Origin of the sequence: Exiguobacterium sp. RIT341 (assembly GCF_000632205.1) — a bacterium.
Taxonomy (GTDB): Bacteria; Bacillota; Bacilli; order Exiguobacteriales; family Exiguobacteriaceae; genus Exiguobacterium_A.
Genome location: NZ_JFYW01000001.1, coordinates 1,262,630 through 1,288,085, shown reverse-complemented (window position 1 = coordinate 1,288,085; position 25,456 = coordinate 1,262,630). Strand labels below are relative to the sequence as shown.

Below are 25,456 nucleotides of genomic sequence, written 5' to 3'. Positions count from 1 at the left end.
TACTTTACTTGCTAAAAGCATAACAGTATAACAGCATAACAGAACGAAAGATTAAGCGATGATGAAACCGAAGTAAAGACCATCTCCCTGTTTCAGAGAGCACGTGGCGCTGCGAACGTGTACACAGATGGTGTTGAATTACAGTTTCTGAGCTTCTTGCGTAAGCGAGCGGAGCAAACCGTTATCCCAATCATGAGTGACTCAGTTGATGACTGGGTAATCAGGGTGGTACCGCGGCTTTCGTCGCCCCTGTCGAACGATACGTTCGGCAGGGGCTTTTTTGTTATCTTACATTCATTCAAGGGGGAACTCATATGTCTACACCAATCATTCCAAGTCACTTACGTCCACATGTCGCACCACAGCACTACGAAGACTACACGCCAACAGATCATGCCGTTTGGAGATACGTCATGCGACTGAATTTAAATACGTTACAAGATACAGCACATCCAGCATACCTCGAAGGGCTTGCTGCATCGGGCATCAGCCCGGAACGGATTCCAGATGTACGTGAGATGACAGCGAACCTAAGCCGTGGAGGCTGGGGAACAGTCGCTGTCGATGGTCTCATTCCTGGCGTCGCTTTCTTCGATTTCCAAGGACATGGTTTATTACCGATTGCAACCGACATCCGGAAGGTCGATAACATTCTCTATACACCAGCACCGGATATTCTGCACGAAGCAGCGGGGCATGCACCGATCTTGATGAATCCGGTCTACGCGGAATTCGTTCGTCGCTTCGGTGAGATCGGGGCACATGCCTTTAATCATAAAGCCGAGCATGACGTATTCAAGGCACTAAAGAAATTGACGATCGTCAAAGAGAGTCCATTCTCGACGTCAGCCGATATCGAACAAGCTGAAATTGAGCTTGCAGAGACACGGACACACGTCAAAGGGATTTCGGAAGCGAACGAAATCTCACGTCTGTTCTGGTGGACGGTTGAATTCGGTTTGATCGGTGATATCGACAACCCACAAATCTACGGGGCAGGTCTTCTATCATCAGTCGGTGAAAGTCGCCATTGTTTGACGGACGCGGTCGTTAAACATCCATTCTCGCTTGAAAAAGCACTTGCGACGAAACATGACGTGACGAGCATGCAAAAAGAACTCTTCGTCTGTGAATCGTTTGAACAACTCCGCGACGCACTTGAAGAATTCGCTCAATCGATGTCCTACATTCGCGGTGGCATCCACGGACTGACGAAAGCCGTTGAATCAGGCAACCTGTCGACGCTCGTTTTCGACAGCGGTCTCTCACTCGTCGGTGTTCCTGAAACGCAAGAAATTCACGATTCGCTGCATATCGTCAAACTGACTGGACCGACAGCGTTGGCTGCAAACGATGAAGTGTTGACAGGTCAAGGACTTGCAGATCATCCGGAAGGCTTTACACTCCTTCACGGCAAGGAATTGAACGAAGTATTGATGCAAGTCAAAGTCGGTGAACGTCTCGACTGGGCGGAAGGAAATGTTCACGTCACAGGTGACATCACAGCAATTCAAAACGTCAATGGAAATCGGGCACTCGTCGTCTTAGAAGCAGCAACGCTCTCTAACGATGGGAAAACGATGACGATGGACCGGATGGAATTGATCGTCGGTGACATCACGTCAGCATTCCCGGGAACGGAAGTTGAAGCACTGAAGCCAATTCCAGAAACGATGGAGTTCGAACGAATCGAGCGTCCGTTGACAGCGGCTGATCCAATCTTTGAAGTTGTTCGTGAGATTCGCGAAGGACGAGCCGGTCGGGAACGGTTGCCGCAACTAATCGACCAGACACTCGTCCAGTTACCGGACGCTTGGTTACTCCGCCTCGAATTACTTGAGTTAGCGGATGAAGTCGACCAACCACGTCTGGTCGCTGATCTCGAGCGTTTAAAAGCAACGTCCGCACAGCGAGATGAATTAATCACGCGCGGGATGGCATTACTCGACGTCGTTCATCAATGAGTCGAACTCCGGTTCTGAACCTGTTAGAATGGAGACATTCGGTAAAAGGGGATGATCGGTATGACAAATTATTATCAAGACGTAAAGGAATTCCACCGTGTGTTTTCACACCCTGGTGCAACGACGCCAACACCAATGACGGTCGATCGTGGAATCAAACGCTCGACCTGGACGGCAGAAGAAGCGGTCGTTGAGTTCTTGCATCAAACGGCGACAAGTGAAGCAGAGTTCCTCGAGGCAATCGAACGTTTCAAGTCAGGGCTTGATACAGCGGTCGAAAAATCGCTCCAGATGAAACAACCCGAAACAGATGTCGAACGACTCGTTGGACAAGGGGATGCCTTGACGGACGCGCTCTACTTCATCATGGGAAGCTTTGTTGAGATCGGGCTTGATCCGGCTCCATTGTTTGAGATCGTTCAACGTGCCAATATGGCGAAGCTTGGACCGGACGGAAAACCAATCTTCCGAGAATCTGACCAAAAGGTCATGAAACCAGAAGGCTGGCAACCACCGGAACCACAGCTTGAAGCAGAAGTACGTCGACAAATTGCTGCGGCTTCGAGTATGTCAAAAGCTTGATTCAAAACAACAAAAAGAGGGATGACTGGTACATACACCGGTCATCCCTCTATTTTTCATCTATTCACTTCTTACTTGATAACGCGATAAATCGAGTTGACGGATTGTAAGGAACTCGACACCTTCTGCTTCAAGTGCTAGCCGTTGTTCATCGCCTTCGAGCGATAGTTTTCCGCCAGCAGCAAGGACGCGGTGCCACGGTAGACGTTCCGTCGTACTCATGCTGTGAAGAATCCGCGCCACTTGTCGTGCGCTACGCGGATGACCGGCGAGTCGAGCGACTTGCCCGTACGTCATGACCCGACCAGCAGGGATTGAACGGATGATGGTCAGGACATCTTGCGTGAACGGTGTCATGACTCGTCAGAAGCAACGACATACTGTTGAATCTTATCGTCTTCGTCAAAGCCGATCGTCACATCGATGATGCCTTGTTGCAAACGGATCTGCAGTTCAAGGCGGTCCTTGATGTCGTCTGCTTGAGCGATCGTCAACGTCGGATCAACTTCGATTTCAACTTCGACGTGGAAATGATCGCCTTCTTTAATAACTTCCAGTTTACTAATGTCTTTGACGTCTGGGTCTTTCATGATCAGTCCGCCGAGACGTGCTGCCATCGTCTCATCGGCTTCACCAAGTGCACCAGCTGCGTTTTGCAGGAAGACGTTTCCGACGACGTAAAACATCATCAGCCCGATCAGGATCGAAGCAATTCCTTCTGCCTGATGAAACGGTGTCACATGTGAGATGATGACGGCGATCATCGCGACGATTCCGCCAGCCGTTGCGACTAAGTCTTCAAGGAACACAAGGCGTGTCGCTGGTTTTGCTTGCTTCAGTGACCGGAAGCTGTCGAGGATAAGGCGTGGTCCTTTTGAGTCCAATTTCGCATCATGCGCGATTTCCTGCATTGCTTTAAAGAACACACCACTTTCTAAGACGACCCCTGCGAATAAAACGGATAACGTGATCCAGAAGCCTGTCGATTCTGTCGGTTCGATGATGTGGGCAATCCCTTCATGAATCGTTTCGTAGGCCATGATGCCGACAAAGAGGATTGCGCCTAACAAGACGAGATTGACGAGACGACCAAAGCCATTCGGGAACCGTTTCGTTGGTGCTTTTTTACTGAGGGCAGAACCGATGAAGACGAAAAATTGATTGGCAGCATCCCCGAGCGTATGCATCATTTCGGCGAACATCGCGACATTTCCCGTCAGGACGTAGGCAATTGCCTTGATGATGGCGATGATAGAGTTGACGATGCCTGCCGTCAACGCAGACCGGTTACCCCGGCGTAATAACGTAAAAAATTCTCCCATGATTGTACTCCTTTTAGTTAAGTTACGTATTAGTTCATTTTATTATGTTACATCATTTTGAGAAAAACGACTATCTTCACATGAAAAAACCCACGCAAGCTGCGCGGGTTTAACTCGTCAAGATAAGTCGACTGTTTTATTGATTTCGTTCTCATCGTCTTTGCCGACGACTTTCTTCAAGACTTGTTTGACGGACTTTGTCGTGTTTCCTGTTTCCCAGTACTCAGCAGCTTCCGTGTTGACCTTGATCAAGACGACTTTCGGATCTTCGTATGTCGTTCCAAGATATGCTTCGTAACGTGGGCTCCAGAGCTCTTTTTTTCGTTCGATGTCTTCGACGAGTTCTGCTGTTCCACGAATCGAGACGTATGATTTGTCGACGTACGCGACGTTAACACTCGGATTCTTAAGTAATTCTTGATACTTGTCCGTTTCTTTTGAAGTGAGGAACCAGAGGTCACCATCAAATTCAATATCCTGCGTTTGCATCGGACGCGATACGAGTCCTTCTGCTGCAATCGTCGTCAGCATCGCTGTCTCGATTTTATCGATCAGTTTCTTGACCGTTTCGACTGCTTCTTGATTCGTAGTATGCGTTGACATGTAGCTCCACCTCATTCGTTAGATTTTTATGCTCACGTAAGGATTGTTCCCTGAATTTTAAAATAAAAACGTCCCCATGACAGAAAGAAGCAGTTTCGTTGCACGGTACAACGAGGAGGCGTACAGTGTAAGTACGCATTCGAAAGAAAAAGGAGAGACATATATGAAACTTAGTATTTTAGACCAATCCCCGGTCTCTAAAGGACAATCCCCATCTGATGCCTTACACGAAACGGTCGAGCTCGCGAAAATCGCGGACGAACTCGGTTATCATCGCCTGTGGGTATCCGAGCACCACTTTGCCAAAACACTAGCCGGTTCGAGTCCGGAAGTCTTGATCGCGTATATGGCAGCCGTGACAAAACAGATTCGCCTTGGTTCAGGAGGTGTTATGTTGCCACATTACAGTGCCTACAAAGTTGCGGAGAACTTCCGTGTCCTCGAAGGACTTGCTCCGAACCGGATTGATCTCGGTCTCGGTCGGGCACCGGGCGGTATGCCGCTTGCGACACGTGCGTTACAAGAAGGTTCGTCGCCACGGTTTGGTGGAGCTGATTATGGTGAGCAACTTGATGATCTCGTCGACTACCTGAAAGACGGGGCACCTGCCGGACACCGGTTCGCGGGACTCGTCGCCACACCAGAAGTCGATACGACACCAGAAGGCTGGTTGCTCGGATCAAGTGGTGGTAGTGCCTTGAACGCCGCACAACGCGGATTCGGATTTGCTTTTGCTCACTTCATCAATGGACAGGGTGGTCAGGAAGTAATGGATTACTATCGTCATAATTTCATGGCGACGTCGTTTAATGAGACACCACAAACACTCGTTTCGATCTTCGTGACATGTGCCGAAACGACGGAAGAAGCAGAACGTTTGGCGTCAAGCCTTGATTTATCTCTGCTCTTACTCGAAAAAGGGGTCTCGTCAACAGGAACGCCGACACCGGAAGAAGCAGCAGCGTATCCGTATACGTTCCAAGATCAGTTCCGGATTGCTGAAAATCGGAAACGGATGATCGTCGGTAACCCGGAATCCGTTGCGAAACAATTACAAGAGCTTGCCGATTCATATGGAACGGACGAAGTGATGATTGCTTCGATGATCGCAGACAAACAAGCAAAACAACAATCATTAAAATTAATCATGGACGCTGTCAAAGCGACAGTCTGATTTATACGCACGTCCTTTCTCACGAAGTGAGGGAGGACGTGTTTTTTGCGTCTACTACTGGAATGCGTTCGGATACGATGTCTTTACGCAATCGGAAGAATCCGAATAACGCTGCACCGAACAAGCCGACTGTACCGACTGCAAGTAGCACGATGATAGACACATGATCACTCAGTAAACCAAACAATAGGGTACCAATCGGCATCATCGCCATGGCGACCGATTCAAGGACACCGATGACACGCCCGAGGTAAGCTGGATCAGTCTGTTTTTGCACGATGAGTTGTAGCGGAATGTTCATCCGTAAGACGAGCATGCCGTCGATGAACAATAGAATCATGAAAAAAGGTAGTAGTAGAGCAGAGGGAACGTAGCCGAGTAAAGCAAGTGCAGGAAGCGCATAACAAGAGGCGATCAAAAAGAGCGACTCGAATATCGTCCGTAACGGACGTTTCACGGTAAAGCGAGGTAAGGCAAGAAGCAACGAAGCGACAAGAAGACCGGCACCTAGTGCGGACTCGACCAATCCAAACCGAAATGGCGTGAATTGCAGTCGATCGAGCAAAATAATCGGTAACAAGATTTCGAAAGCAACAAAAAAGAAGTTCAGGACGATCGCCATCAGGACGAGTGTCGTCAATACTGGTTGACGGAACAGATAGCGGTAGCCTTCTTTAAACTCCGAGATGAAAGACGGAGTATCGGTAGTAACCAGAGGAGAGGTATCCACTGCAAGAAAGCGGAGGCGGCTATTCCACCAGGCAGCAGAAGCAAACAAGAGAAACGGTAAGATCAAGAATTGCGTGATGGAGACAGTGGCGATAAGCAGTCCCGCAACGAGTGGAGCAGTGATCGTTGAGATCGATTGAATCGTCGAGAAGAGTGCGTTCCCGCGTTGTAACTCCTCTTCTTGTACGAGTCGCGGTAACGAGCTTGATAAGGTAACGGACAGGAACGTCGACAGGCTCGTCAAAAGGACACTAGCGATGATGTAATGAACGGTATGTAGAGGGGCTTGTAACGAATAGAGCAAAAGTCCAAACAAGACGAGTGCACTTAAGCTTTCGGTCATGACGATGATTCGTTTCCGGTTCCAACGATCAGCGAGGACACCAGCAACCGGTGAGAGCAAAATCCGTGGCACTGATCCTGCAAGCAGGACGAGCGCAAACTGAAAACCAGACGACGTTTCCCGTAAGACGGTCAGTCCGGCGACGAACGTAAAGAGACTAGCTGCGAATAATGAACAAAACTTTCCGAATAAGACACGCTTTAAATTAAATGACATCCTGTTCACTCCTTCAGAGTTAAATTTTATTGAACTTTAGTGTAGAATAAAGGAGTGGAAGAAAAATGTAAAGATAAAGTTCAATATAATTTAACTTTTATGATAAAAGGAGTGACCGGTGTGTTAGGGGAACGTATCAAACAGATCCGAAAACAGAAAAAAATGACGCAAACGGATGTTGCGACCGGCATCATCACGAAGTCAATGCTCAGTATGGTCGAGAACGGCAAAGCGACACCGTCTGTGCCCGCATTACAGGCGATTGCTAGGCGATTACAGGTGACAGTCGAAGAATTAATGCTCGATCCGCGAGATGTTCAGATGCGGGAACTCATCGAAACAATCCGTTCGCGGCATACCCCATATTTTTCAGACGAAAAAATTCAGGAACTTCTAGAACCTTACTTGGTTCCGGAAACGACTTCCTATTGGCAAGGGCAGGTCTATCATAAATACGGCGATGCCCTCCGAGCGTCTGACCCGGAGCTTGGTTTGATATATTATGAGAAAGCAGAGCGGATTTTTCAACAGCTCGGTCGTCAAGATGAGCAGTTGCTCGTTCAGATCTCGAAAGTCTATTTTTTATTCAATCTCAAACGGACAAAGGAAGCGTATGAGCTGATCGAAGCAATGGATGTACCACGCGAGATTCCACTGGCGCCAAAAACCTATTTAAATTTCCAAATCTTGCGTGCGCTCCGAGCAAGTTTGTTCGATGATCACTATACAGAAGCGATCGCCTTATTGCGTGAAGGGGTTCAGTATATGCGGGAGCAAGATGTCTATTATCATGTCATTTCGTTTCAACGTTTCCTCGGATTGTTTTTATATCTAGAAGGGGAAATCGAACAATCACGGCAAGAGTTTGATCGATTGGAGCAGTTTTTTGCATTTAGTGAAACGACTGCCGTTGGACGGATCGAAGTCGATTTGACGAAAGGACTCATCGCGATTTTCGAAAATGATACGAACGGCATGCAGATGGCGTGGGAAAGACTCGTTACTGTAGCGATCGATGACGCGAAACATTACATCGGACAACTCGAAGTCCATCTCCTTGTCAATGGCATCGAATTACCGAATCAGACGCTGCAGCAGAGCGTCGATAAGATATGGGAGATGCAAGATGCCTGGCTTGCTGCGAGTGGATTCGACCAAGCGATGATGTTACAGACGCTCGTACTGGCGATGCAACGAGGGATTGGTCAGGAACGACTGGAGGATGTTTTACGATTGAAGGATGACCTTCAAAGTGAACGGCTCAAAGGCGATCTTGAGCGAGAGATACAAGCATTGGTTAATGTTCAATGACGAAAAAACAGGCATGAAGCGCACTCGCTTCATGCCTGTTCGTGTGAGGATGTCGTTCTTCTGAAAATCAATAAGACGCATGCGGCGACGGAAACGATCAAGTGACCGATATAGACGTCTCCCGTCTGGATATAATGCAAGAGCATCGAACCACCAAAAATCAATAAGGTAAGAAAGAGCAGCCGGATATAAAGTGTTTTATAAGACATGCAGACACATCCTTTCCATATCCAGTATATCCAAAAGAGAAGCGGTAAGACAAAAAACATCCACCCCGAGGGATGGATGAAAAATGTCTTAAAGTGATTTAAAGCCTAATAGTTTTTGTGTCCAGTAACGTTCTGAAAGACGGCTGATGCCAAGAGCTGGTTCATTCGCATGGATGAACTGGTCGTTGTTCAGCATGATGCCGATATGTGTTGGACCAGCGGCATACGTGTTTTCGAAGAAGATGATATCGCCGCGTGTTGGCTGACGAAGTTTCGAAAGCTTTACCCCAAGATAACGGTCATCGTTCCAGTAACCGTTGACGTTCGTCCGTCCGACAGAATAGCCAGCAGCATTCAACGTGTAATTGATGAAACCAGAGCAGTCGAAGCCACCGTTGACTGGATTGCTTGAGCCCCAGCGATATGGCGTTCCAAGATATTGTTGCCCAATCGAAATCGCACGTTCCATCAATGTTGAACCAGGAACAGTCGTTACCGGGGGTGTCGTTGGAGTGACCGGAGGCGTCGTCGTGACGGATCCCGTCGTGATGTAACTCTTCGCGACATAGTAAAGACCAGTTCCAATCTTGATCTGGTACCAGCCGCTATCTTTTCCTGTCGTTTCACCCGTGACATTGACTGTCGAACCGTGTCCGACTTGTGTGAAGACTTTAGACGACGTCGAAGGTAACGTACGGACATTCAATCCAGTTGGTGCGTTGACGCGATACGTCTTCGAAGCATCAACCGGCGTCAAAGAGACTCCAGGCGTCGTCGGCGTTGTTGGTGGTGATGCTTTTGTTGAAGCTTTGACATAGGTCGAAGCGACATATGCTTCTTTTCCGTCGAGCTTGACTTGGTACCATGAATCAACGGCACCTGTGACATCAAGAACCGTTTGATGCGGTAATGTCTTGTAGATTTTTGCATTCGTCGCTGCAGCAGTCCGAGCATTCAAGCCTTCCTTCGCATTAACCGTGTAGACTTTCGATCGATCGACCGCTTTAACGACTTGTTTGACGGGAGTCGTCACTGGTGGTTTGGAATCCGTCATGACGTTTGATGTCTTTTTACTGACTAACGTCGCATGGACATAGGCCGTTTGTTTCTTATATGTGATTTGGTACCAATCACCTGATTGTTTCTGAACAGTCAAGACAGTATTCTTTGCTAGTTTTCCGAGTGATTTCGAACTCGTCGTTGCTTTTTGCCGGACGTTGACGGCATCGGTGTTCGTTATGTAGGTCGTAGTTGTCGGAGCCTTTTCCGTCGTTGCTTTGACGTATGCTGAAGTAATGAAAGCTGGTTTCGACTGATAGCGGATTTCATACCAGCTGTTGACTTTCTTGACAGCTGTCAGCTTCGTACCTTTTTTTAGAGTCGTGATGACCTTCGCGGAAGTCGAGGCAGCCGTGCGAATGTTGACGTTATCCGTCAAAGTCAGTGTCGTTGACGCGGCTGAAACCGGAATTGTGGTACCGACCAAAGCGAGCGTCGTGAGGGCTAGAACGGTCTTTTTCACGTGACATAGCTCCTTCCAAGAGATAGGTAAAAATCGTTGTTACCATTTTGTCATAAAAAGTGCTGATTCCCCTGAATTAAAAATATAATTTTTGTCTGGAAAACTGTAATACCGTTTTTCAAAAAAAAAACGAATAGGTAGAAGGAGTATTTTCAAAAAAGTTCAAGTACACTAGAAGTACTCGGAAGGAGGCTACACATGTTACACCGTTTTTATCAGTATTATATCCCACATAAACGTTTATTCTGGCTCGATTTCACGTCTGCCTTATTCGTCGGGGTTTTAGAACTTGCGTTTCCACTCGCAGTTAAATGGTTCATCGACTCCTTGTTACCAAACGGAGAGATGAACTGGATCATCCTTGTCAGCGTCGGATTATTAGCGTTATACGTCATCAGTACGCTGATGCAATTCGTCGTCAACTATTTCGGACATAAGCTCGGGATTAATATCGAGACCGATATGCGTCGTCAGTTGTTTAGTCATGTCCAGAAACAGTCGTTCCGTTTCTTTGACAATACAAAGACGGGTCATATCATGAGCCGGATCACAAATGACTTGTTCGATATCGGGGAACTAGCCCATCATGGTCCGGAAGATGCGTTCATTGCCGTCATGACCTTGCTTGGTGCATTCTCGATCATGCTGACGATCAATGTGCCGCTTGCCCTCGTGACGATCATTGCTGTGCCATTCCTGATCTGGTTGATCAGTTATGCGAACGTTCGGATGAATAAATCATGGGACCGGATGTACGGTAACATCGCGGAAGTCAATTCACGCGTCGAGGACAGTGTTTCCGGTGTCCGTGTCGTCCAGTCGTTCACGAACGAAGCTTACGAAATCGAGCGTTTTGAAAAAGACAACGCAACGTTCCGTCAGTCGAAGATCAATGCCTATAAGGTCATGAGTAAGAGCCTGTCCGGCATCTACTTGACGACTCGTTTGATGACACTTGCCGTCTTAGTCGTCGGTGCGTACCTGACATATCGCGAAGCCTTAACGGCAGGAGAACTCGTCGGCTTCATTCTCTACATGAATATCTTATTGAAGCCAATCGATAAGATTACGGCATTGCTTGAGATGTATCCGAAAGGGATGGCGGGCTTTAAGCGATTCCTTTCGATGATTGATGAAGATGCGTCCTTACCTGATGCACCAGATGCGCTCGTCGTTGATCGCTTGAACGGTGGCATCACGTTCAAGGATGTCGCATTCGGATATGAAGCGGATCGTCTAATCTTAGAACACATCAATCTGACGGTCGAACCTGGTCAGACGGTCGCATTCGTCGGAACATCCGGGGCAGGGAAGACGACGATCTGTTCGTTGATTCCACGTTTTTATGATGTTCTAGATGGCGCAATCACAATTGACGGAATTGATATCCGGCAAATGACGAAGGAGTCACTACGTCAACAAATCGGTATCGTCCAGCAGGATGTCTTCTTGTTCTCAGGGACGATTGCTGAGAACATCGCCTACGGTGATCTGAATGCAACGCACGAAGACATCGTGCAAGCGGCGGAACGTGCCCACCTCGGACCGATGATCGCGGATCTTCCAGATGGGTATGCGACACAAATCGGCGAACGGGGACTCAAGTTATCGGGTGGACAAAAGCAACGACTTGCCATCGCACGGATGTTCCTAAAGAATCCACCGATTCTGATTCTGGACGAAGCAACGTCTGCCCTTGATACGGAAACGGAAGCACTCATCCAAGAGTCGCTGGCCGAACTGTCTGAGAACCGGACGACCCTCGTCATTGCGCACCGTTTAGCGACGATCCGGAATGCGGATAAGATTTTCGTCGTCACGAAAGACGGGATCGTCGAAGAGGGCTCGCATGACGAGTTGATGGATCAAGGTGGTTATTTCTCCCGTTTGTTAGAGAGACAACGAGTTTGAATCGATTTGAAAGAATGTAAAAGCAATGGACATGTTCCATTGCTTTTTTGTGCGTTTAAAAATATGATTGTGCAAACCATTTTTAGGGAAAACGATGCATAGAAAAGAAGGAGAGGTGGAAGGATGTACGGTCAATTCTGTGAGAATTATGATGAGAGCTATCCCGTCTTGCGGGAGGAATCGTCACATGATTTCCATCGTTTTTTTGCGCTGTCCTACACGATTCACGATACTGTCTTTGAGCAGAATGTCTACGAACGTCTGATGCGAACGATCAAACACAAGACATCTCGCTTTTCAGCGTTACGGAGTCGCTATACACCATTGCTCGTTGCCCATGTTCAACTGAATAGCACGGATCCTGATGTCCTCATCGAAGAAATCATCGTCGCTGAAAAGAAGATTAAACATCGATTGATTCGTGATAAAGGAGTCCGACCATTTTTTGCACTCAATGAAGTACTGAACCGTCGACAAGGGATTGATGCGTTTCCCTACATGGAACGCTTACATGCGACACGACCACATCTGAATGCTGCGAAGCAGTATGTCGTGACATCGACTTTGCTTGAACAGCACCCACTACCAGATACGTTTTTAGAACGCGTTGATACGTTTGAAGAGTGGCTTGCGCAATATATGGAACGGACGAGTGAACGTGTCATTACGGCGCAGATCTTAGCAGCGCATCCGGATGCGTCAGCGCAACAAGAACGAATCGTTGCTTGGCGGGAACTACTTGAACGGCGAGAAATCATTATTTGGGATCGTTTAATGCCGCTTCTTGCGTTATTACCATCGATGGAACGTGTTGATTGGATTTACGTGACCCGGATCGTCGATCGGGAGCGAGCACGGAATCGTTTTTCAGACGAAGTCAACTGGTTGATTGCCTTTCATCTGTTACTGGCTAAATCAGGAGTGACACGGGTGCAAGCTACGTTATTGTTACTGGCTGCACTAGAACTAACGAAAAAACCGTGACGTGAAGCATTGAAATAGACAAAACGGACGAGGTATGGCGCGCACCATACCTCGTCCGTTTTACTGTATGCTCATCTGACTTAATCAAACGTCGTAAACGTCGCATGTTGTTCGACCGGATAAAGTTCCGTACCGGCGACAGCGTTCAAAATCAACTGATTCCGCGAAACAGACATGCCGAGATTATCAGCTGCTGGACCATGTGATAACTCTAAATTAGCGGTTGCGTAAAGATGATGCGCCGTCTCGACGGAACGCACGATTTGATAGTCCGCGTCGACTTTCCAAGCGTTGGGTGCTTCGAACACGATATCGAGTCGATCAATGAAGCTTGGAAGAGATGGCGAAAAGCCGGTTGCCGCGATGACAGCATCTGTTTTGGACGAGCGTTCATCTTCGAGCTCTTGATGTTGCATCGCAATCGTGAACCGTTCGTCATAGGTAATCTTTTTCACTTCAAGATTCGCGCGAATCGCGACTTGTTGCTGTTCTTCTTCCGTCAAATCATAGAGGTGGGCATAGATCGATTGCAGGGTCTCTGGACTGATGCCGTTCTGAGACCGGGCGAATTTCTTGACCGACTCTTGTCTTACTTCGAGTGGGAGTTGGTTGAAATACGTCACATAGCTCGGTGAAAAAATTTCTTCTCCGAGTTTACCGGTCTCGAGTGTCTCAAACAGTGTCGAACGCGCAATCCATTCGAGTTCAGGACGCTCTGGAGCAGGCGTCGTCAAAAGATCAAGGAAGATCTCGGCAGCACTTTGACCGGAGCCGACGATACTGATTTTTTTGCGCTGCAACAGTTCTGCCTTGTTCATAACATACTGTGTATTGTGAATGACACGCTCGTCAAACGTGTCTGGAATCGCGGGCTTTGAGCCAGTACCGATGACGACGTTCCGTGCTTCGAACGTTTCCCGTTTACCAGTTGTGACATCTTCGACGAGGACCTCAAAACTATCACCGGTATCTTGCACATCGACGACGCGGGTTGAAAATCGTAAATCATCAAGCTGTGTCGCCACCCAGCGTAAGTAATCATTGTAACCTTGTCTTGAAATCAGAAGTTTTTCATAGAAGTAAAACGTGTGGAGACGTTGGATCGATCGTAAGTAATTAAGGTAAGAAAATGCGCTCGTCGGATCAGCAAGTGTGACGAGATCGGAGATGAAGCTTGTTTGCATCATCGAGTCCTGAATCATCATGCCGGGATGCCATGAGAATTGTTCGCTTTCGTCAAAAAATAACGTTTTTAAATCTGTTGGATGAGCCAGTGCGCTCAACCCTAAATTCATCGGACCAATGCCGATGCCGATTAAGTCATACATAGAAAAAGCCTCCCAATTCGATATTGTTCTAAAACAATACCCGAAAAGGAAGGCGGACGAAACGTCAGGCTGAAGTTTACAGCTGGTCGGTCGTCGTTGTTTTTGTCTCGACCGTCATCGTTTTTCCGTCACGGATGATTGTCAGTGAGAGTGGACCGTCTGATTTGATGAGTGCCGTTTTGATATCGACGAATCCTTTAATCTCGGAGTCGTTGATTTTCGTGATCACGTCACCTGTTTTCAGTTTAGCCGCAGCGGCTGGACTGTTCGGTTCGACTGACATGACGACGACACCTGTTTTTTGACTGTCTGGTAAGTTAACTTGATCTTTTAAATAACCAGCAGGGAACGCCGCCACATCTTGTAAGGAAACACCGAGTGTCGGATGTTCGACTTTACCGTTCGTCTCAAGTTGTTTGAGGATTGGTAATGCATCATCGATTGGAATACTGAAACCGACACCTTCAACACCCGACTCGGCAATTTTCATCGAGTTGATACCGACGAGTTGTCCTTGTTCATTGATCAAGGCACCGCCTGAGTTACCAGGATTGATCGCGGCATCCGTCTGGATGACCGTTGTATTAAAGTCGTCTTGTCCATCGTTATTCGTATCGACCGGTACAGTCCGGTCTTTCGAACTGACGATTCCACGGGTAACGGAGTTTTGGAATTCACCAAGCGGATTACCAATCGCAAGGACAGTCTGTCCGGCTTTTAAGTCAGCCGATTTCCCGAGTGTGATGACGCCTGGAACGTCGTTTGCGTCGACTTCTAACACGGCTAAATCATACGTTTCGTCACTACCGAGTAATTTGGCTTGCAGTGTTTTACCGTTGTTAAGTGTGACATCGAGTTTTGATGCGCCATCGACGACGTGGTGGTTCGTAATGATGTATGCTTTTCCATTCTCTTTTTTATAAATGACACCAGATCCCGAGCCGGCAGCTGCTTCTTTTTGCGACATCGCATTACCGGTTTGATAATTCGTCACCGTTACAACGGATTTTTGAGCAGTGGCGACTGCATTCGTCACTGGATCATTCGACGTCGTCGAGACTTGTTTTGGCATTCCGTTTGAGAGTGGTGTGTCCGCGACCTGTTGTTCTTGATCGAGTAAAATCGGAAACGCGATCGTTGCCGTCAGAACGGCACCGATGATTCCTCCAGTCAATCCAGGTAAAAGTCCTTTTGTTTTTCCAGCCATAAGTCGTCATCCCTTCCTGTATGATTTCTGACTTCATCATAGCAAATGAAGCGACTTGTCACCTGATTACGGGAGACATTCCGAAATGACTCATCATTCCCCATAATTCGACGACAATTTCTAAAAGTTGAGATAATCGGATCAGTTCGATACACTGAAGCTGTTTCGAATGAATCCGTAAAGTGGAAAGAGAGAGTGAAAGATCATGCTATTACGTTTAGTCTATGGAGCAGGATTATTGTTTGCGGGAGTTGGTCATTTCCGCAACGAGAAAGGGTTTGTCAGCATCATGCCGTCGTTCATTCCGTTCAAGCGCTTTTTCGTCCAAGTAACGGGTGTGATTGAGATCGCTTATGGTCTCATGCTATTGACAGGAAAAGGAGTACATCTCGTTCGTAAGACGCTTCCGGCCTTTTTGTACGCGGTCTTACCGGCAAACGTCAATATGGCCGTCAATCCGAAACCGGTCAATGGGAAGCGTCTTCCATCATGGTTGCTCTGGACACGTTTGCCGCTTCAATGGGGACTCATCGCCTTGGCCAAACGCCTGAAATGAATCGGAACAAAAAGCCGCCATTTAGGCGGCTTTTTGTTTTAGAAACGTTTATTGACAGCAAGTAATGAGGCTTTTGCGATCTCTTCATAGGTAGAGTCGTTCGGATGGAACTGATCGCTTGATAAATCACGTTTGACGTCGCGAACGAGATTGAATGTGTCGATGATTTCGACGTCATATTCAATCCCGAGCGTCCGGGATTTAGCATTCCAGTCTTGCACGATCGCATCGAACGCCTCACCGTTTTCCGTTGCACGGAAAGGATTATAAAGTCCGACGTAGAAGATGACAGCATCCGGATTTTGTTCGCGCAGAATCCGGAACGTCTTTTTTAAGTTGTCTTGAGCCGTCGTAATCGTCGCGGCCGTTTTCTTTGCATCGAAATTCGTGACACCTTCGCCACGATTGAACAAGTCATTTCCGCCGATCGTCACCGAGATGACTTTCGCTTGACTGACTGAGCGTAGGACTTCTTTTTGTTTGAGTTGTTTTAATAAATTTTCCGTCCGGGCACCACTGACGGCAAGATTCTGAAAACGCTCGACCGTGTTCGCTTTGACAAGGTCGCGTCCGACAAGAGCAGCATAACTATTTCCGTTAGATGCTCCAACACCACGCGTCAAGGAATCACCAAGCGCGACGTACGTTCCGCCTTTTTTGACAGGTTCTTCCTTTGTTGGTGTGAGGACGGCACGCTTCGGTGGATTGACGACGTCACTATAGGCGTTGACGAAACCGTAACCAAACAGTGCGGTCAGTAAGAGTGAAACGGTTAAAAACAGGGGCCAGCGTAATCGCTTCATGAACGTTCCTCCTTCTAGGTTCTATCCTGATTGTAGCAAATGTAGAAAGAATGTGCGGAAATGAAGTGTTCTGACAAGTCAAATGATTCATTATTCCGCTAGAATAGACAATAAGAGGTGAGAGACGTGAAACCAACAGTTAAATTAGAAGGTGTAACAAAGGTGATCGGAAAAAAAACGATCATCGATAATATCTCGTTTGAAATTCAACCGGGTGAGGTCTTCGGATTCCTTGGACCGAACGGGGCAGGGAAAACGACGACGATCCGGATGCTCGTCGGACTGATCAAACCGACGTCCGGTAAAATCACAGTCTGTGACTTCGATGTCCGCAAACAGTTCGTCCAAGCGATGGAGCGGATTGGTTCGATCGTTGAGAACCCGGAGTTGTATAAATATTTGACAGGTCGTGAAAATTTACAAGTCTTTGCCCGGATGTTACCGAATGTCGACGAGGCAAGGATTCAGGAAGTCATCGATCTCGTCGATTTGACGGCGCGGGTCGACGATCAAGTCCGGACATACTCGCTCGGGATGCGTCAGCGTCTCGGTATCGCCCAAGCACTACTCGGACGACCAAGCGTCTTGATTCTCGACGAACCGACGAATGGTCTCGATCCGATGGGGATTCGGGATTTGCGTCAATTCATCCGCCGGCTCGTCGAGGAAACGGGACTGTCGGTCCTCGTCTCGAGTCATATTCTCGCTGAAATCGAGATGCTCGCCGATCGTGTCGCGATCATGAGTTACGGTAAAATCGTCCAAGTCGGAACGGTCAAGGAGCTGGTCGAGTCGCTTGCTCCTGGTGTTGATTGGCGTGTCGACGATGCCTTCAAGGCGAACGAGATTTTATCGGCTTCTGATTTAGTCCAAGTATCCGAAGTCGTCGATGCGAATACGGTCCATACCTTGATGGATGCTAGTAAGACGCCGGCACTCAACAAGCAGTTGCTTGAAGCAGGTGTTGAAGTTTGGACGATCGAACGGAAAGTCCAGACGCTTGAAGATCTGTTCATCACGTTAACGGGAGGCGATCACATTGCGTAATCCGAACATGATCGGTCTCGTCCGAAATGAAGTTACGAAAATCGCTTCGAAACGTCGGTTTGCTGTCGTTGCGATCATCCTCATCGTCCTCGTCTCAATGTTTACGTACGCACAGTATCGAGACATTCAAGAACAGATCAAAAAGCAAGGAACACTCGATTGGCGGGTTGAACTTCAACAAGATATCGTCGATACACAGAACCGTCTTGCTTCTAGCAGTATTCAAGATGAGTTCCGTCAGTTCCTTGAATTCGACCTAAAACAAAACCAATACTATCTCGATAACGACATCAATCCGAATTATCCGGGAGCCCCGACGTTCATCCGGATATTCTTTTCGCAAGGATTGACGCTGATTTTACCGCTGTTCATCATCGTCATCATGGCGGACATCGTCAGCGGGGAACAAAATGACGGAACGATCAAGACATTGCTGTCGCGACCGGTCCGGCGTTGGAAGATCCTCATGGCGAAATGGTTGACGGTGTTACTTTATACATCGATGCTGATGGCATTGACCGTCGTCGTCTGTTATGCGATATCCGGAATCGTCCTCGGTTATGACGGCTGGACCGCACCGATCTTGACCGGATTCCAAGCTTCACCGAGCGGAACGTTCTCGACTGAATTCGTGCATACGTTACCGATGTGGGAGTATCTGTTGATGGCGGTCGGTCTAGCCTGGATCGTCACGGCGGTCGTCGGGACGATTGCCTTGATGGTTTCCGTTCTCGTCAAGAATACGGCGACAGGCATCGGGATCATGATGGCAGTTTTGATTTCCGGTACTTTACTGACGACGCTCGGTTCAAGCTGGACGAGTTCGAAGTATCTCGTCAACGTCAACTTTGGACTGATTAACTACCTCGATGGTCAAGCGCCACCGATCGAAGGGATGACACTTCCGTTCTCGCTTGCTGTCCTCGGTTGTTGGACGGTCGCGGCACTAATCGTTGCCTTCTGGAACTTCACGCAAAAAGATATGTATTAAGAAAAACGGGTCCACCTGAAGAGGGGGACCCGTTTGTCATGATTTGTAAGGCAATTTGTCGTATGTTTCCATTATTTTTTGATACTGAAGCTGTGTTGGTATTGAAGCGTCTAAACTTAGAACGGGGGAAACCGACCGTTCCATTTGCAGTTGGTGTTCCGCGAACGTGCCGATCATCTTCGGGTCCGTCGCCGTATGATACGTCCGGCACCAGTCGAGGAACTCATTTGATCCTGAAAAGTCAGGATAACGTGCTGCTTCGCGTGCGATGAGCCGTTCCATCCGGAGCGATTCGTCGAGCGACAGGAAGACGAGCAAGTCCCGATTGGTGAAACCATCCGGGTGCCAGGCGAAGACGGAACCGGAGACGACGTAATCACGGTAAGACAGTATATCTGCTTCATACATGGAAAATCGCTCGGAGACGTCACGTTTTTCAGTGAACTTCGTATCTTTCCAGAGATAATGGTCAGTATCGATCCACGCAATCCGTTCCGATTGTCCGATGAATGCACCTAGTGTACTTTTTCCAGTACCAGACCCACCAATGATTTGAATGCGCACGAGAACCAGCTCCTTTCGAAATAATCTACTAGCACACAGAACAGGCCCGGGCATGATGCCGGACCTGTTCTGTGGAAGAAGGAAATCTTCCTATGTCGCCTCGTGCCAGCACAAGACATGGAATCGAGAGGCAGTGCCTCTAATAGGAAGCCGATGCAGGTCAGCCTCCGCGCTACGTACCAATCGTACTTTTATCATACTGATTCCAAGAATTGGTGTCAAACCTGCTCGAAAGGGTTTACAAACCATTCAAACCGTCAAAAGAGAGAATAACGATGACTAGAGGAGGAACGACCATGGCAGATTGGGGCATCATGCTGACAGGCGTCGTCATTTGTGGATGGTGCATCTTTAGTGCCATCTATGACGATTTCATCCGTCGCGTATAAGACAAGTAAGTGTGGAACCGTCCAAGGAGGGCGGTTTTTTTGTGGATTTTTTTAATCCGAGTAAGTGGCTGTGGTACACTCGAATCAAAAATGAAAAAGATAAAGAATGGGTGAAGCAGAATGAAGAAACAACCAGTTATCGTCATCGTCGGACCGACGGCAGTCGGAAAAACGAAGACAGGCATTGAACTCGCAAAACGACTAAACGGAGAGGTCTTATCCGGAGATTCGGTTCAAGTCTATCAAGGGATGGACATCGGATCGGCAAAAGTGACGACCGAAGAGATGGAAGGAGTGCCGCATCATCTGCTTGATCTCGTTACACCGGACGACGAGATGAGTGTAGCCCGTTTCCAAACGGTTGCCCGAGCAACGATCGATGAGATCGCGAGCCGTGGTAAGTTGCCGATCGTCGTCGGCGGAACAGGGCTTTACATCCGTTCAATTTTATATGACTACCAGTTTACTGAGCAGGCAGAAGATCCAGCCTTACGGGCTGAACTCGAAGCGTATGCGGCGACACATGGAGCAACTGCACTACATGATCAGTTAAAGGAACTCGATCCGGTGCGCGCAGAAGCGATTCATCCGAATAACATCCAGCGGGTCGTTCGGGCGATCGAGGTCGCGCGGACTGGTCAGACACAAACGACTGGCAGTCAACCGGCACTTTACGAGAGTTTGTTGTTCGTTTTACACATGAAAGACCGGGATCGTTTGTATGACCGGATTGATCAGCGGGTAGACATGATGGTCGACAGTGGCCTTCTAGAGGAAGTGGCGCGTCTGGACGCTGCCGGGTATCGACAGACGAAGGCGTTGCAAGCGATTGGTTATAAAGAGATGTTACCTGTTCTTGACGGAGCACCACTCGCTCCTGCTGTTGACATGCTAAAACGGAACACACGACGCTTCGCCAAACGTCAATTGACATGGTTCCGTCATCAATTTGATGGCGTTTGGGTAGATATGGGAAAGTTTTCATTTGAAGAAACGTTCAAAATTATCTATGATAGAACTGTAGAGTTTCTGAAAGCGGTTAAATAAGAGTTGCCCGAAGACAGAAACAGATAAAAAGAGGGGGCACGGGGAATCATGAAAGCGACATACAACATTCAGGACGTCTTTTTAAATCAATTACGGAAAGATGCAGTCCCAACGACGGTTTTCTTAATCAGCGGGTATCAATTACGGGGGCTGATCAAGTCATTTGATAACTTCACGGTCATTTTGGAGTCGGAAGGCAAACAGCAATTGATCTACAAACACGCAATTTCGACGTTCGCACCAGCGCGCAACGTGACGTTATATGAACAAGAAGAGACACAAGAAGTTTCTCGCTAATGAAAAAGACGACCGGGGGGTCGTCTTTTTTTTAGGTTTCATTCAGGTGTGGGTCGTATTAAAAATTCGAGACGAATAACGAAAGAAGAATGACGCTTCGCAAGTGAAGTGAAAAATGACAGCTACTTTGCTCTCAGCGTAAATGTGTCATTACAGTAATGGTGTCAGTTCCTCGACCGCCTCTTCATAACGTCGAAGCGAGACATCCTTATAAAGACACGTCTTCTGCAGGCGTTCTTCCTTCGTCATCTCGTCCTGATACGTTTTTAGGATGAAGCTGTTGCGTAACATCGACGGCGTCAAGACCCGCTTGTTGTCCGACCGTTCATTCAGCTGACGCATCATCTTCGTGATCATGACGATCGACAATTGCTTCGGTGCATTCTTACTGTAAACCCAGCGGAATGTCATCCGGGCGAAGTCGAACGCGACGAAAAAAGGGTCGGTACTGTGATAACGAGGACGGACGGGCTCCGGAATCGTCTTCAAGTAACGCAACATGATATCTTGATCTTCCCGCGCGAGATGGAGCAGGTAGCGGTTGCCGAGTCGATCGTGGACGGTCATCTCTTGCTGGGCGAAGTTGAGATCGTGCATCTTTAAGCCGATGATGTGATGGACGCGTAAACCGTAGCGATAAAACAGGCGGAGAATGAGTTCGTTTCGATCGATCAAATACGGACGGGCTTTCAATTGATGTTCCGTCAAGCCGCGATCGGATTGATTCGTTCGGACGAGTTGCTCGTATTCCTTAAAGGAAGCGACGTGTTTTGCCGTCAATTCATGTGTCGGTTGTGCGTATTCGATCAGCTTCGCCTTCGTTTGTCGAATTTGGTAATTGACTTGATTGATGACGGTGACGATTCGGGCGACCGTCGCTTGTTGGTAGAGTTTCTCTTCGATCAAGTACTCATTGATGAACGTCTTCCACGTCTCAATCGAAATCGCCTTGAAATCATCGATCGTCTCAAGTGGTTGATCGACATCCGTCATGTAGCGGTGGACTTCGATTAAATCGTACCGATAGCGCCGGACGGTCGAAAGTTGTCGTCCGCTTGTCGTTAAATAAAATAGGTAGCGTTCAATGAACTCTGGAAGCGTATACGACTGTTCGCGTGCCATCGTTTTCCTCCCTTTCGTAATGGTGTTTCTTCCATCATAAACCGAACGGATGTTTCCTGTCCAAAAAAGTTCAGACGAACCGGTGGCTGTGGTATGATAAGGGGCGCAGTACGTCTTTACTCGTGAAAGGAATGATATTATGTCAGAACGCGTCATCGTCGTTGGTTGCCAGCTCCCCGGTGTCCCGGATCATGTCTATGAAGAATCGGTCGCGGAGCTCGAAGCACTCGTAACGACTGCGCATGGTGTCGTCGTCGGTCGTTTGGATCAAAAACGACAAGCAATTGACCGCCGTACGTTCATCGGAAAAGGAAAGGTTGAGGAACTCGTTGCGTTAGCAGACGAACTTGAACCTGATTTAATCATATTCAATGCTGAAGTCACGCCCGGTCAAATGAAAAATATCCGGATTGCCTTATCAGACCCGGAAGCGATCAAGTTGATCGACCGGACGCAGTTGATTCTCGATATCTTCGCTGGACGTGCCCAATCACGCGAAGGGAAATTGCAGGTCGAACTGGCACAGATGAGTTATCTGTTGCCACGTCTTGCTGGGCAGGGAACACAACTGTCACGTCTTGGTGGCGGAATTGGAACACGTGGACCAGGTGAGTCGAAACTCGAGACGGATCGTCGTCATATCCGGCGCCGCGTCGATGAGATTTCGAAACAACTCGAGACATCCGTCGCGCATCGTGCCCGTTACCGGGAACGTCGCAAAGAGAACCAGACGTTCCAAATCGCACTCGTTGGTTATACGAATGCCGGCAAATCAACGATCTTCAACCGATTGACTCAAGCCGACACATACGAAAAGGATGAGTTGTTCGCGACGCTCGATCCGTTGACACGTCAAGTCGATTTGCCAGAAGGTGGGCAAATCCTCCTGACGGATACGGTCGGTTTCATTCAAGATCTGCCGACAAAGTTGATCGCAGCGTTCCGTTCGACACTCGAGGAAGTGCTAGAAGCGGACTTGATCCTCCACGTCGTCGATGCGTCGAGTGAGCATTACTTGAACCAGATGCAGACGACGAACGATGTTCTCGATGAACTCGGTGCCGGTGACATCCCGCAGCTAGAAGTCTACAACAAGAAGGACCAGCTGAACCGTTTGTTTACAGGCGGGAAACTGTTGATCTCTGCACTTGATCCGCAGGACATCGAGCGTTTGATTGAAGAGATCGAACGGTCAATCAGTGAGATCCTCGAGTATCTCGAGATCCGCATCCCGGTTGATGGTTTTGCTCATTACAATCCGGCAAAGGAAGTCATGATGAACTTGAAGGAATCGTTCGAAGAAGATGGTTCTGTCATTCTTAAAGGTTACTTGCGTAAAGATACGCGTCTATATGCGACATTGAAACAATACGAGGTGTAAACATGTTTTCAGAATTAACCCATTACGAAACGCTTCGTCCGCTCATTGACCGGGCGGAGGAACAGATCGCTCCGTACGTCAAGAAGGCGCAAGAGGTCGCGGAATACAATCAATTCCGTGTCCTCGATGCGTTTCGGCGTCACAAGGTCAGTGATTTTCATTTCATGCCGTCAACAGGTTACGGCTACAACGATGAAGGACGCGATACGCTCGAACGGATCTATGCCGACGTCTTCGGTGCGGAAGCCGGTCTTTGTCGTCCACAAATCATCAGCGGCACCCACGCAATCGGTATCGCATTGTTCGGTTTATTGTTGCCGGGCGATGAACTGCTCTATATCACAGGAAAACCATACGACACGCTCGAAGAGATCGTCGGAATTCGTGGTGATGGACGCGGTTCATTAAAGGAACTGGGCGTCCACTATGATGTCGTCGAGATGAAAAACGCCGAGACGATCGACGTACCGGCCGTTCTCGAACGGATCACACCGCAGACGAAGGTCGTCGGGATTCAGCGTTCAAAAGGGTATGCGACGCGACGCAGTCTACCGGTTAATGAAATCGGTGAAGCGATCGCCGCCATCAAAGACGCTCATCCCCATGTCTTGATTTTCGTCGATAACTGCTATGGTGAATTCGTCGAGACGATCGAACCGACGCACGTCGGGGCAGACTTGATGGCAGGGTCGTTGATTAAGAATCCGGGTGGTGGTCTTGCGAAGACTGGCGGTTATCTCGTCGGTCGAACGGACTTGATCGAACGGGCATCGTTCCGGATGACGACGCCAGGGATTGGCGCCGAAGCCGGTCCATCGTTATCCGCACTTCCGGATATGTATCAAGGTTTCTATATGGCACCACATACGGTTAGCCAAGCGTTGATGGGTGCGATGTTCACGTCAAGCATGCTCGGTCAGTTCGGCTTTGACACGGCACCGCACCATACGGCAGAACGGACGGATTTGATTCAATCGGTCTCGTTCCATGCGCCGGAGCCGATGATTGCTTTCTGTCAGGCGATCCAAGCTGCTTCACCCGTCAATGCACATGCGTTACCAATTCCAGATTATATGCCGGGATATGCGGACGATGTCATCATGGCAGCAGGAACGTTCGTACAAGGCTCATCGATCGAGTTGTCAGCGGATGGTCCGATCCGTGCACCCTATACTGCATACGTCCAAGGTGGTTTAACGTATAGCCACGTCAAGATCGCGATTATCTCAGCCGTCAATCACTTGATGGAAAAACAATTAATTCCAGAAAAAAACGTTTAATACTAGCATATCTCGTGAAAACGACCTCTGAACGACTTCGAGTAAAGTGATTAAAAAAGTTGTGTTAACTTTTCTTACATCGCTTGACAAGTTGCCTGACAGAGGTTTATTCTCATGGAGTAAGGAAAAAGGAGGAACCACATGGCAGACTCATCACGCCAGTCCAAGCCACTATTTCCCATCGGAGTCGTTCAAGAGTTGACCGCGTTATCTGCCCGCCAGATCCGATATTACGAAGAACAGGGACTGATTAAGCCGGAGCGGACAGAGACGAAGCGTCGCCTCTATTCGTTCAACGATGTCGATCGCCTGTTGTCGATTAAGGAATACCTGGATCAGGGACTGAATATCGCAGGGATCAAATTGATTTTTGAAAACGATCTCGTCAAACGCGAACGCGTTGCGGAGAGCGTCGTCGAGACGCGTCCGGAACTATCTGACGGCGAATTGTATAAACTCCTGAAAAATGAATTGAAGGAAGCAGGACGACATGGAAAGACGTCGCTCATCCAAGGTGAGCTCGGGCGTTTCTTCAAGTAAGGACCTGTAACCATATAAAAACGAATCGGAGAGG

The 25,456-nt window shown here is 48.3% G+C and carries 25 protein-coding genes and 1 other annotated feature; of the genes, 14 read left to right on the top strand and 11 right to left on the bottom strand.

All coding sequences use genetic code 11. The features are described from left to right. Nucleotides 1-49: 49 nt before the first annotated feature. Nucleotides 50-254: a binding site (T-box leader), on the top strand. Nucleotides 255-314: 60 nt separating this feature from the next. Both BW42_RS06785 and BW42_RS06780 read left to right on the top strand, forming a co-directional pair. Then, nucleotides 315-1,964 carry an aromatic amino acid hydroxylase gene (locus BW42_RS06785; RefSeq protein ID WP_035408785.1) on the top strand — a complete coding sequence of 550 codons (1,650 nt, stop codon included), beginning with the start codon at nucleotides 315-317 and terminating at the stop codon, nucleotides 1,962-1,964. A gap of 51 nt (nucleotides 1,965-2,015) precedes the next feature. Further along, complete coding sequence (locus BW42_RS06780) at nucleotides 2,016-2,546, top strand: hypothetical protein (protein ID WP_035408781.1); 531 nt, start codon at nucleotides 2,016-2,018, stop codon at nucleotides 2,544-2,546. A 60-nt stretch (nucleotides 2,547-2,606) separates the two neighbouring features. Here the strand turns inward: BW42_RS06780 and BW42_RS06775 are convergent, their stop codons facing one another. The 3 genes from BW42_RS06775 to BW42_RS06765 form a co-directional block, all read right to left on the bottom strand. Then, nucleotides 2,607-2,903 carry an MGMT family protein gene (locus BW42_RS06775; protein WP_035408778.1) on the bottom strand — a complete coding sequence of 99 codons (297 nt, stop codon included), beginning with the start codon at nucleotides 2,901-2,903 and terminating at the stop codon, nucleotides 2,607-2,609. Then, nucleotides 2,900-3,868: a cation diffusion facilitator family transporter gene (locus BW42_RS06770; protein WP_035408776.1), complete on the bottom strand. Its 969-nt coding sequence runs from the start codon at nucleotides 3,866-3,868 to the stop codon at nucleotides 2,900-2,902. The genes BW42_RS06775 and BW42_RS06770 overlap by 4 nt, the downstream gene beginning before the upstream one ends. A gap of 117 nt (nucleotides 3,869-3,985) precedes the next feature. Further along, nucleotides 3,986-4,471, bottom strand: coding sequence for a pyridoxamine 5'-phosphate oxidase family protein (locus tag BW42_RS06765; RefSeq protein WP_035408773.1), 486 nt, complete (start codon nucleotides 4,469-4,471; stop codon nucleotides 3,986-3,988). Between the two features lie 163 nt (nucleotides 4,472-4,634). Between BW42_RS06765 and BW42_RS06760 the strand changes: the two genes are divergently transcribed. Next, complete coding sequence (locus BW42_RS06760) at nucleotides 4,635-5,645, top strand: LLM class flavin-dependent oxidoreductase (protein ID WP_035408770.1); 1,011 nt, start codon at nucleotides 4,635-4,637, stop codon at nucleotides 5,643-5,645. Between the two features lie 19 nt (nucleotides 5,646-5,664). Here the strand turns inward: BW42_RS06760 and BW42_RS06755 are convergent, their stop codons facing one another. Further along, a complete protein-coding gene (locus BW42_RS06755; RefSeq protein ID WP_035408765.1) occupies nucleotides 5,665-6,933 on the bottom strand; it encodes an MFS transporter in 1,269 nt (422 codons plus the stop codon). Between the two features lie 120 nt (nucleotides 6,934-7,053). On the opposite strand from BW42_RS06755, the gene BW42_RS06750 reads away from it, so the two are divergent. After that, entirely contained in the window at nucleotides 7,054-8,244 is a 1,191-nt protein-coding gene (locus BW42_RS06750; protein ID WP_052019062.1) for a helix-turn-helix domain-containing protein, read from the top strand. A 29-nt stretch (nucleotides 8,245-8,273) separates the two neighbouring features. Here BW42_RS06750 and BW42_RS06745 read toward each other — a convergent pair whose 3' ends face one another. Together BW42_RS06745 and BW42_RS06740 are read right to left on the bottom strand one after the other, a co-directional pair. Beyond that, nucleotides 8,274-8,453, bottom strand: a complete 180-nt coding sequence (locus tag BW42_RS06745) for a hypothetical protein (RefSeq protein WP_035408763.1) — start codon at nucleotides 8,451-8,453, stop codon at nucleotides 8,274-8,276. An 88-nt stretch (nucleotides 8,454-8,541) separates the two neighbouring features. Next, on the bottom strand, nucleotides 8,542-9,975 hold the full coding sequence (locus tag BW42_RS06740) for a C40 family peptidase (protein ID WP_035408760.1): 1,434 nt from the start codon (nucleotides 9,973-9,975) through the stop codon (nucleotides 8,542-8,544). A gap of 198 nt (nucleotides 9,976-10,173) precedes the next feature. On the opposite strand from BW42_RS06740, the gene BW42_RS06735 reads away from it, so the two are divergent. Both BW42_RS06735 and BW42_RS06730 read left to right on the top strand, forming a co-directional pair. Then, on the top strand, nucleotides 10,174-11,886 hold the full coding sequence (locus tag BW42_RS06735; protein WP_035408758.1) for an ABC transporter ATP-binding protein: 1,713 nt from the start codon (nucleotides 10,174-10,176) through the stop codon (nucleotides 11,884-11,886). Between the two features lie 123 nt (nucleotides 11,887-12,009). Next, nucleotides 12,010-12,870 (top strand): DUF4003 family protein, encoded by an 861-nt coding sequence (locus BW42_RS06730; protein ID WP_035408756.1) that lies wholly within the window; start codon nucleotides 12,010-12,012, stop codon nucleotides 12,868-12,870. An 80-nt stretch (nucleotides 12,871-12,950) separates the two neighbouring features. On the opposite strand, the gene BW42_RS06725 is transcribed toward BW42_RS06730, so the two are convergent. Together BW42_RS06725 and BW42_RS06720 are read right to left on the bottom strand one after the other, a co-directional pair. Further along, a complete protein-coding gene (locus tag BW42_RS06725; protein ID WP_035408754.1) occupies nucleotides 12,951-14,198 on the bottom strand; it encodes a lysine N(6)-hydroxylase/L-ornithine N(5)-oxygenase family protein in 1,248 nt (415 codons plus the stop codon). Nucleotides 14,199-14,274: 76 nt separating this feature from the next. Further along, nucleotides 14,275-15,405 carry a S1C family serine protease gene (locus BW42_RS06720; RefSeq protein ID WP_035408750.1) on the bottom strand — a complete coding sequence of 377 codons (1,131 nt, stop codon included), beginning with the start codon at nucleotides 15,403-15,405 and terminating at the stop codon, nucleotides 14,275-14,277. 205 nt (nucleotides 15,406-15,610) lie between these two features. On the opposite strand from BW42_RS06720, the gene BW42_RS06715 reads away from it, so the two are divergent. Continuing rightward, a complete protein-coding gene (locus BW42_RS06715; RefSeq protein WP_035408747.1) occupies nucleotides 15,611-15,961 on the top strand; it encodes a membrane protein in 351 nt (116 codons plus the stop codon). A gap of 38 nt (nucleotides 15,962-15,999) precedes the next feature. On the opposite strand, the gene BW42_RS06710 is transcribed toward BW42_RS06715, so the two are convergent. Beyond that, nucleotides 16,000-16,764: an SGNH/GDSL hydrolase family protein gene (locus BW42_RS06710; protein ID WP_035408745.1), complete on the bottom strand. Its 765-nt coding sequence runs from the start codon at nucleotides 16,762-16,764 to the stop codon at nucleotides 16,000-16,002. A gap of 126 nt (nucleotides 16,765-16,890) precedes the next feature. Here BW42_RS06710 and BW42_RS06705 point away from each other — a divergent pair, with 126 nt between their 5' ends. Then, nucleotides 16,891-17,811, top strand: coding sequence for an ABC transporter ATP-binding protein (locus BW42_RS06705; RefSeq protein WP_023467748.1), 921 nt, complete (start codon nucleotides 16,891-16,893; stop codon nucleotides 17,809-17,811). Then, the gene (locus BW42_RS06700; protein WP_035408742.1) at nucleotides 17,804-18,802 is read left to right on the top strand and encodes an ABC transporter permease; all 999 of its coding nucleotides are present in this window, start codon (nucleotides 17,804-17,806) and stop codon (nucleotides 18,800-18,802) included. Before BW42_RS06705 ends, BW42_RS06700 begins: the two co-directional genes overlap by 8 nt. A 36-nt stretch (nucleotides 18,803-18,838) precedes the next feature. On the opposite strand, the gene BW42_RS06695 is transcribed toward BW42_RS06700, so the two are convergent. Continuing rightward, on the bottom strand, nucleotides 18,839-19,366 hold the full coding sequence (locus BW42_RS06695) for a hypothetical protein (protein ID WP_035408739.1): 528 nt from the start codon (nucleotides 19,364-19,366) through the stop codon (nucleotides 18,839-18,841). A gap of 509 nt (nucleotides 19,367-19,875) precedes the next feature. Here BW42_RS06695 and miaA point away from each other — a divergent pair. Further along, complete coding sequence (gene miaA / locus BW42_RS06690; RefSeq protein ID WP_035408737.1) at nucleotides 19,876-20,802, top strand: tRNA (adenosine(37)-N6)-dimethylallyltransferase MiaA; 927 nt, start codon at nucleotides 19,876-19,878, stop codon at nucleotides 20,800-20,802. A 48-nt stretch (nucleotides 20,803-20,850) separates the two neighbouring features. Continuing rightward, complete coding sequence (hfq, locus tag BW42_RS06685; RefSeq protein ID WP_023467753.1) at nucleotides 20,851-21,099, top strand: RNA chaperone Hfq; 249 nt, start codon at nucleotides 20,851-20,853, stop codon at nucleotides 21,097-21,099. Between the two features lie 150 nt (nucleotides 21,100-21,249). On the opposite strand, the gene BW42_RS06680 is transcribed toward hfq, so the two are convergent. Next, entirely contained in the window at nucleotides 21,250-22,221 is a 972-nt protein-coding gene (locus tag BW42_RS06680) for a tyrosine-type recombinase/integrase (protein ID WP_035408734.1), read from the bottom strand. A 139-nt stretch (nucleotides 22,222-22,360) separates the two neighbouring features. Here BW42_RS06680 and hflX point away from each other — a divergent pair, with 139 nt between their 5' ends. The 3 genes from hflX (at nucleotide 22,361) to BW42_RS06665 (ending at nucleotide 25,422) form a co-directional block, all read left to right on the top strand. Beyond that, a complete protein-coding gene (hflX, locus tag BW42_RS06675; RefSeq protein ID WP_034785946.1) occupies nucleotides 22,361-23,602 on the top strand; it encodes a GTPase HflX in 1,242 nt (413 codons plus the stop codon). A 2-nt stretch (nucleotides 23,603-23,604) separates the two neighbouring features. Next, the gene (locus BW42_RS06670; RefSeq protein ID WP_035408732.1) at nucleotides 23,605-24,882 is read left to right on the top strand and encodes a methionine gamma-lyase family protein; all 1,278 of its coding nucleotides are present in this window, start codon (nucleotides 23,605-23,607) and stop codon (nucleotides 24,880-24,882) included. A gap of 141 nt (nucleotides 24,883-25,023) precedes the next feature. Beyond that, nucleotides 25,024-25,422, top strand: coding sequence for a MerR family transcriptional regulator (locus BW42_RS06665; RefSeq protein ID WP_023467758.1), 399 nt, complete (start codon nucleotides 25,024-25,026; stop codon nucleotides 25,420-25,422). The last annotated feature ends 34 nt before the right edge of the window (nucleotides 25,423-25,456 follow it).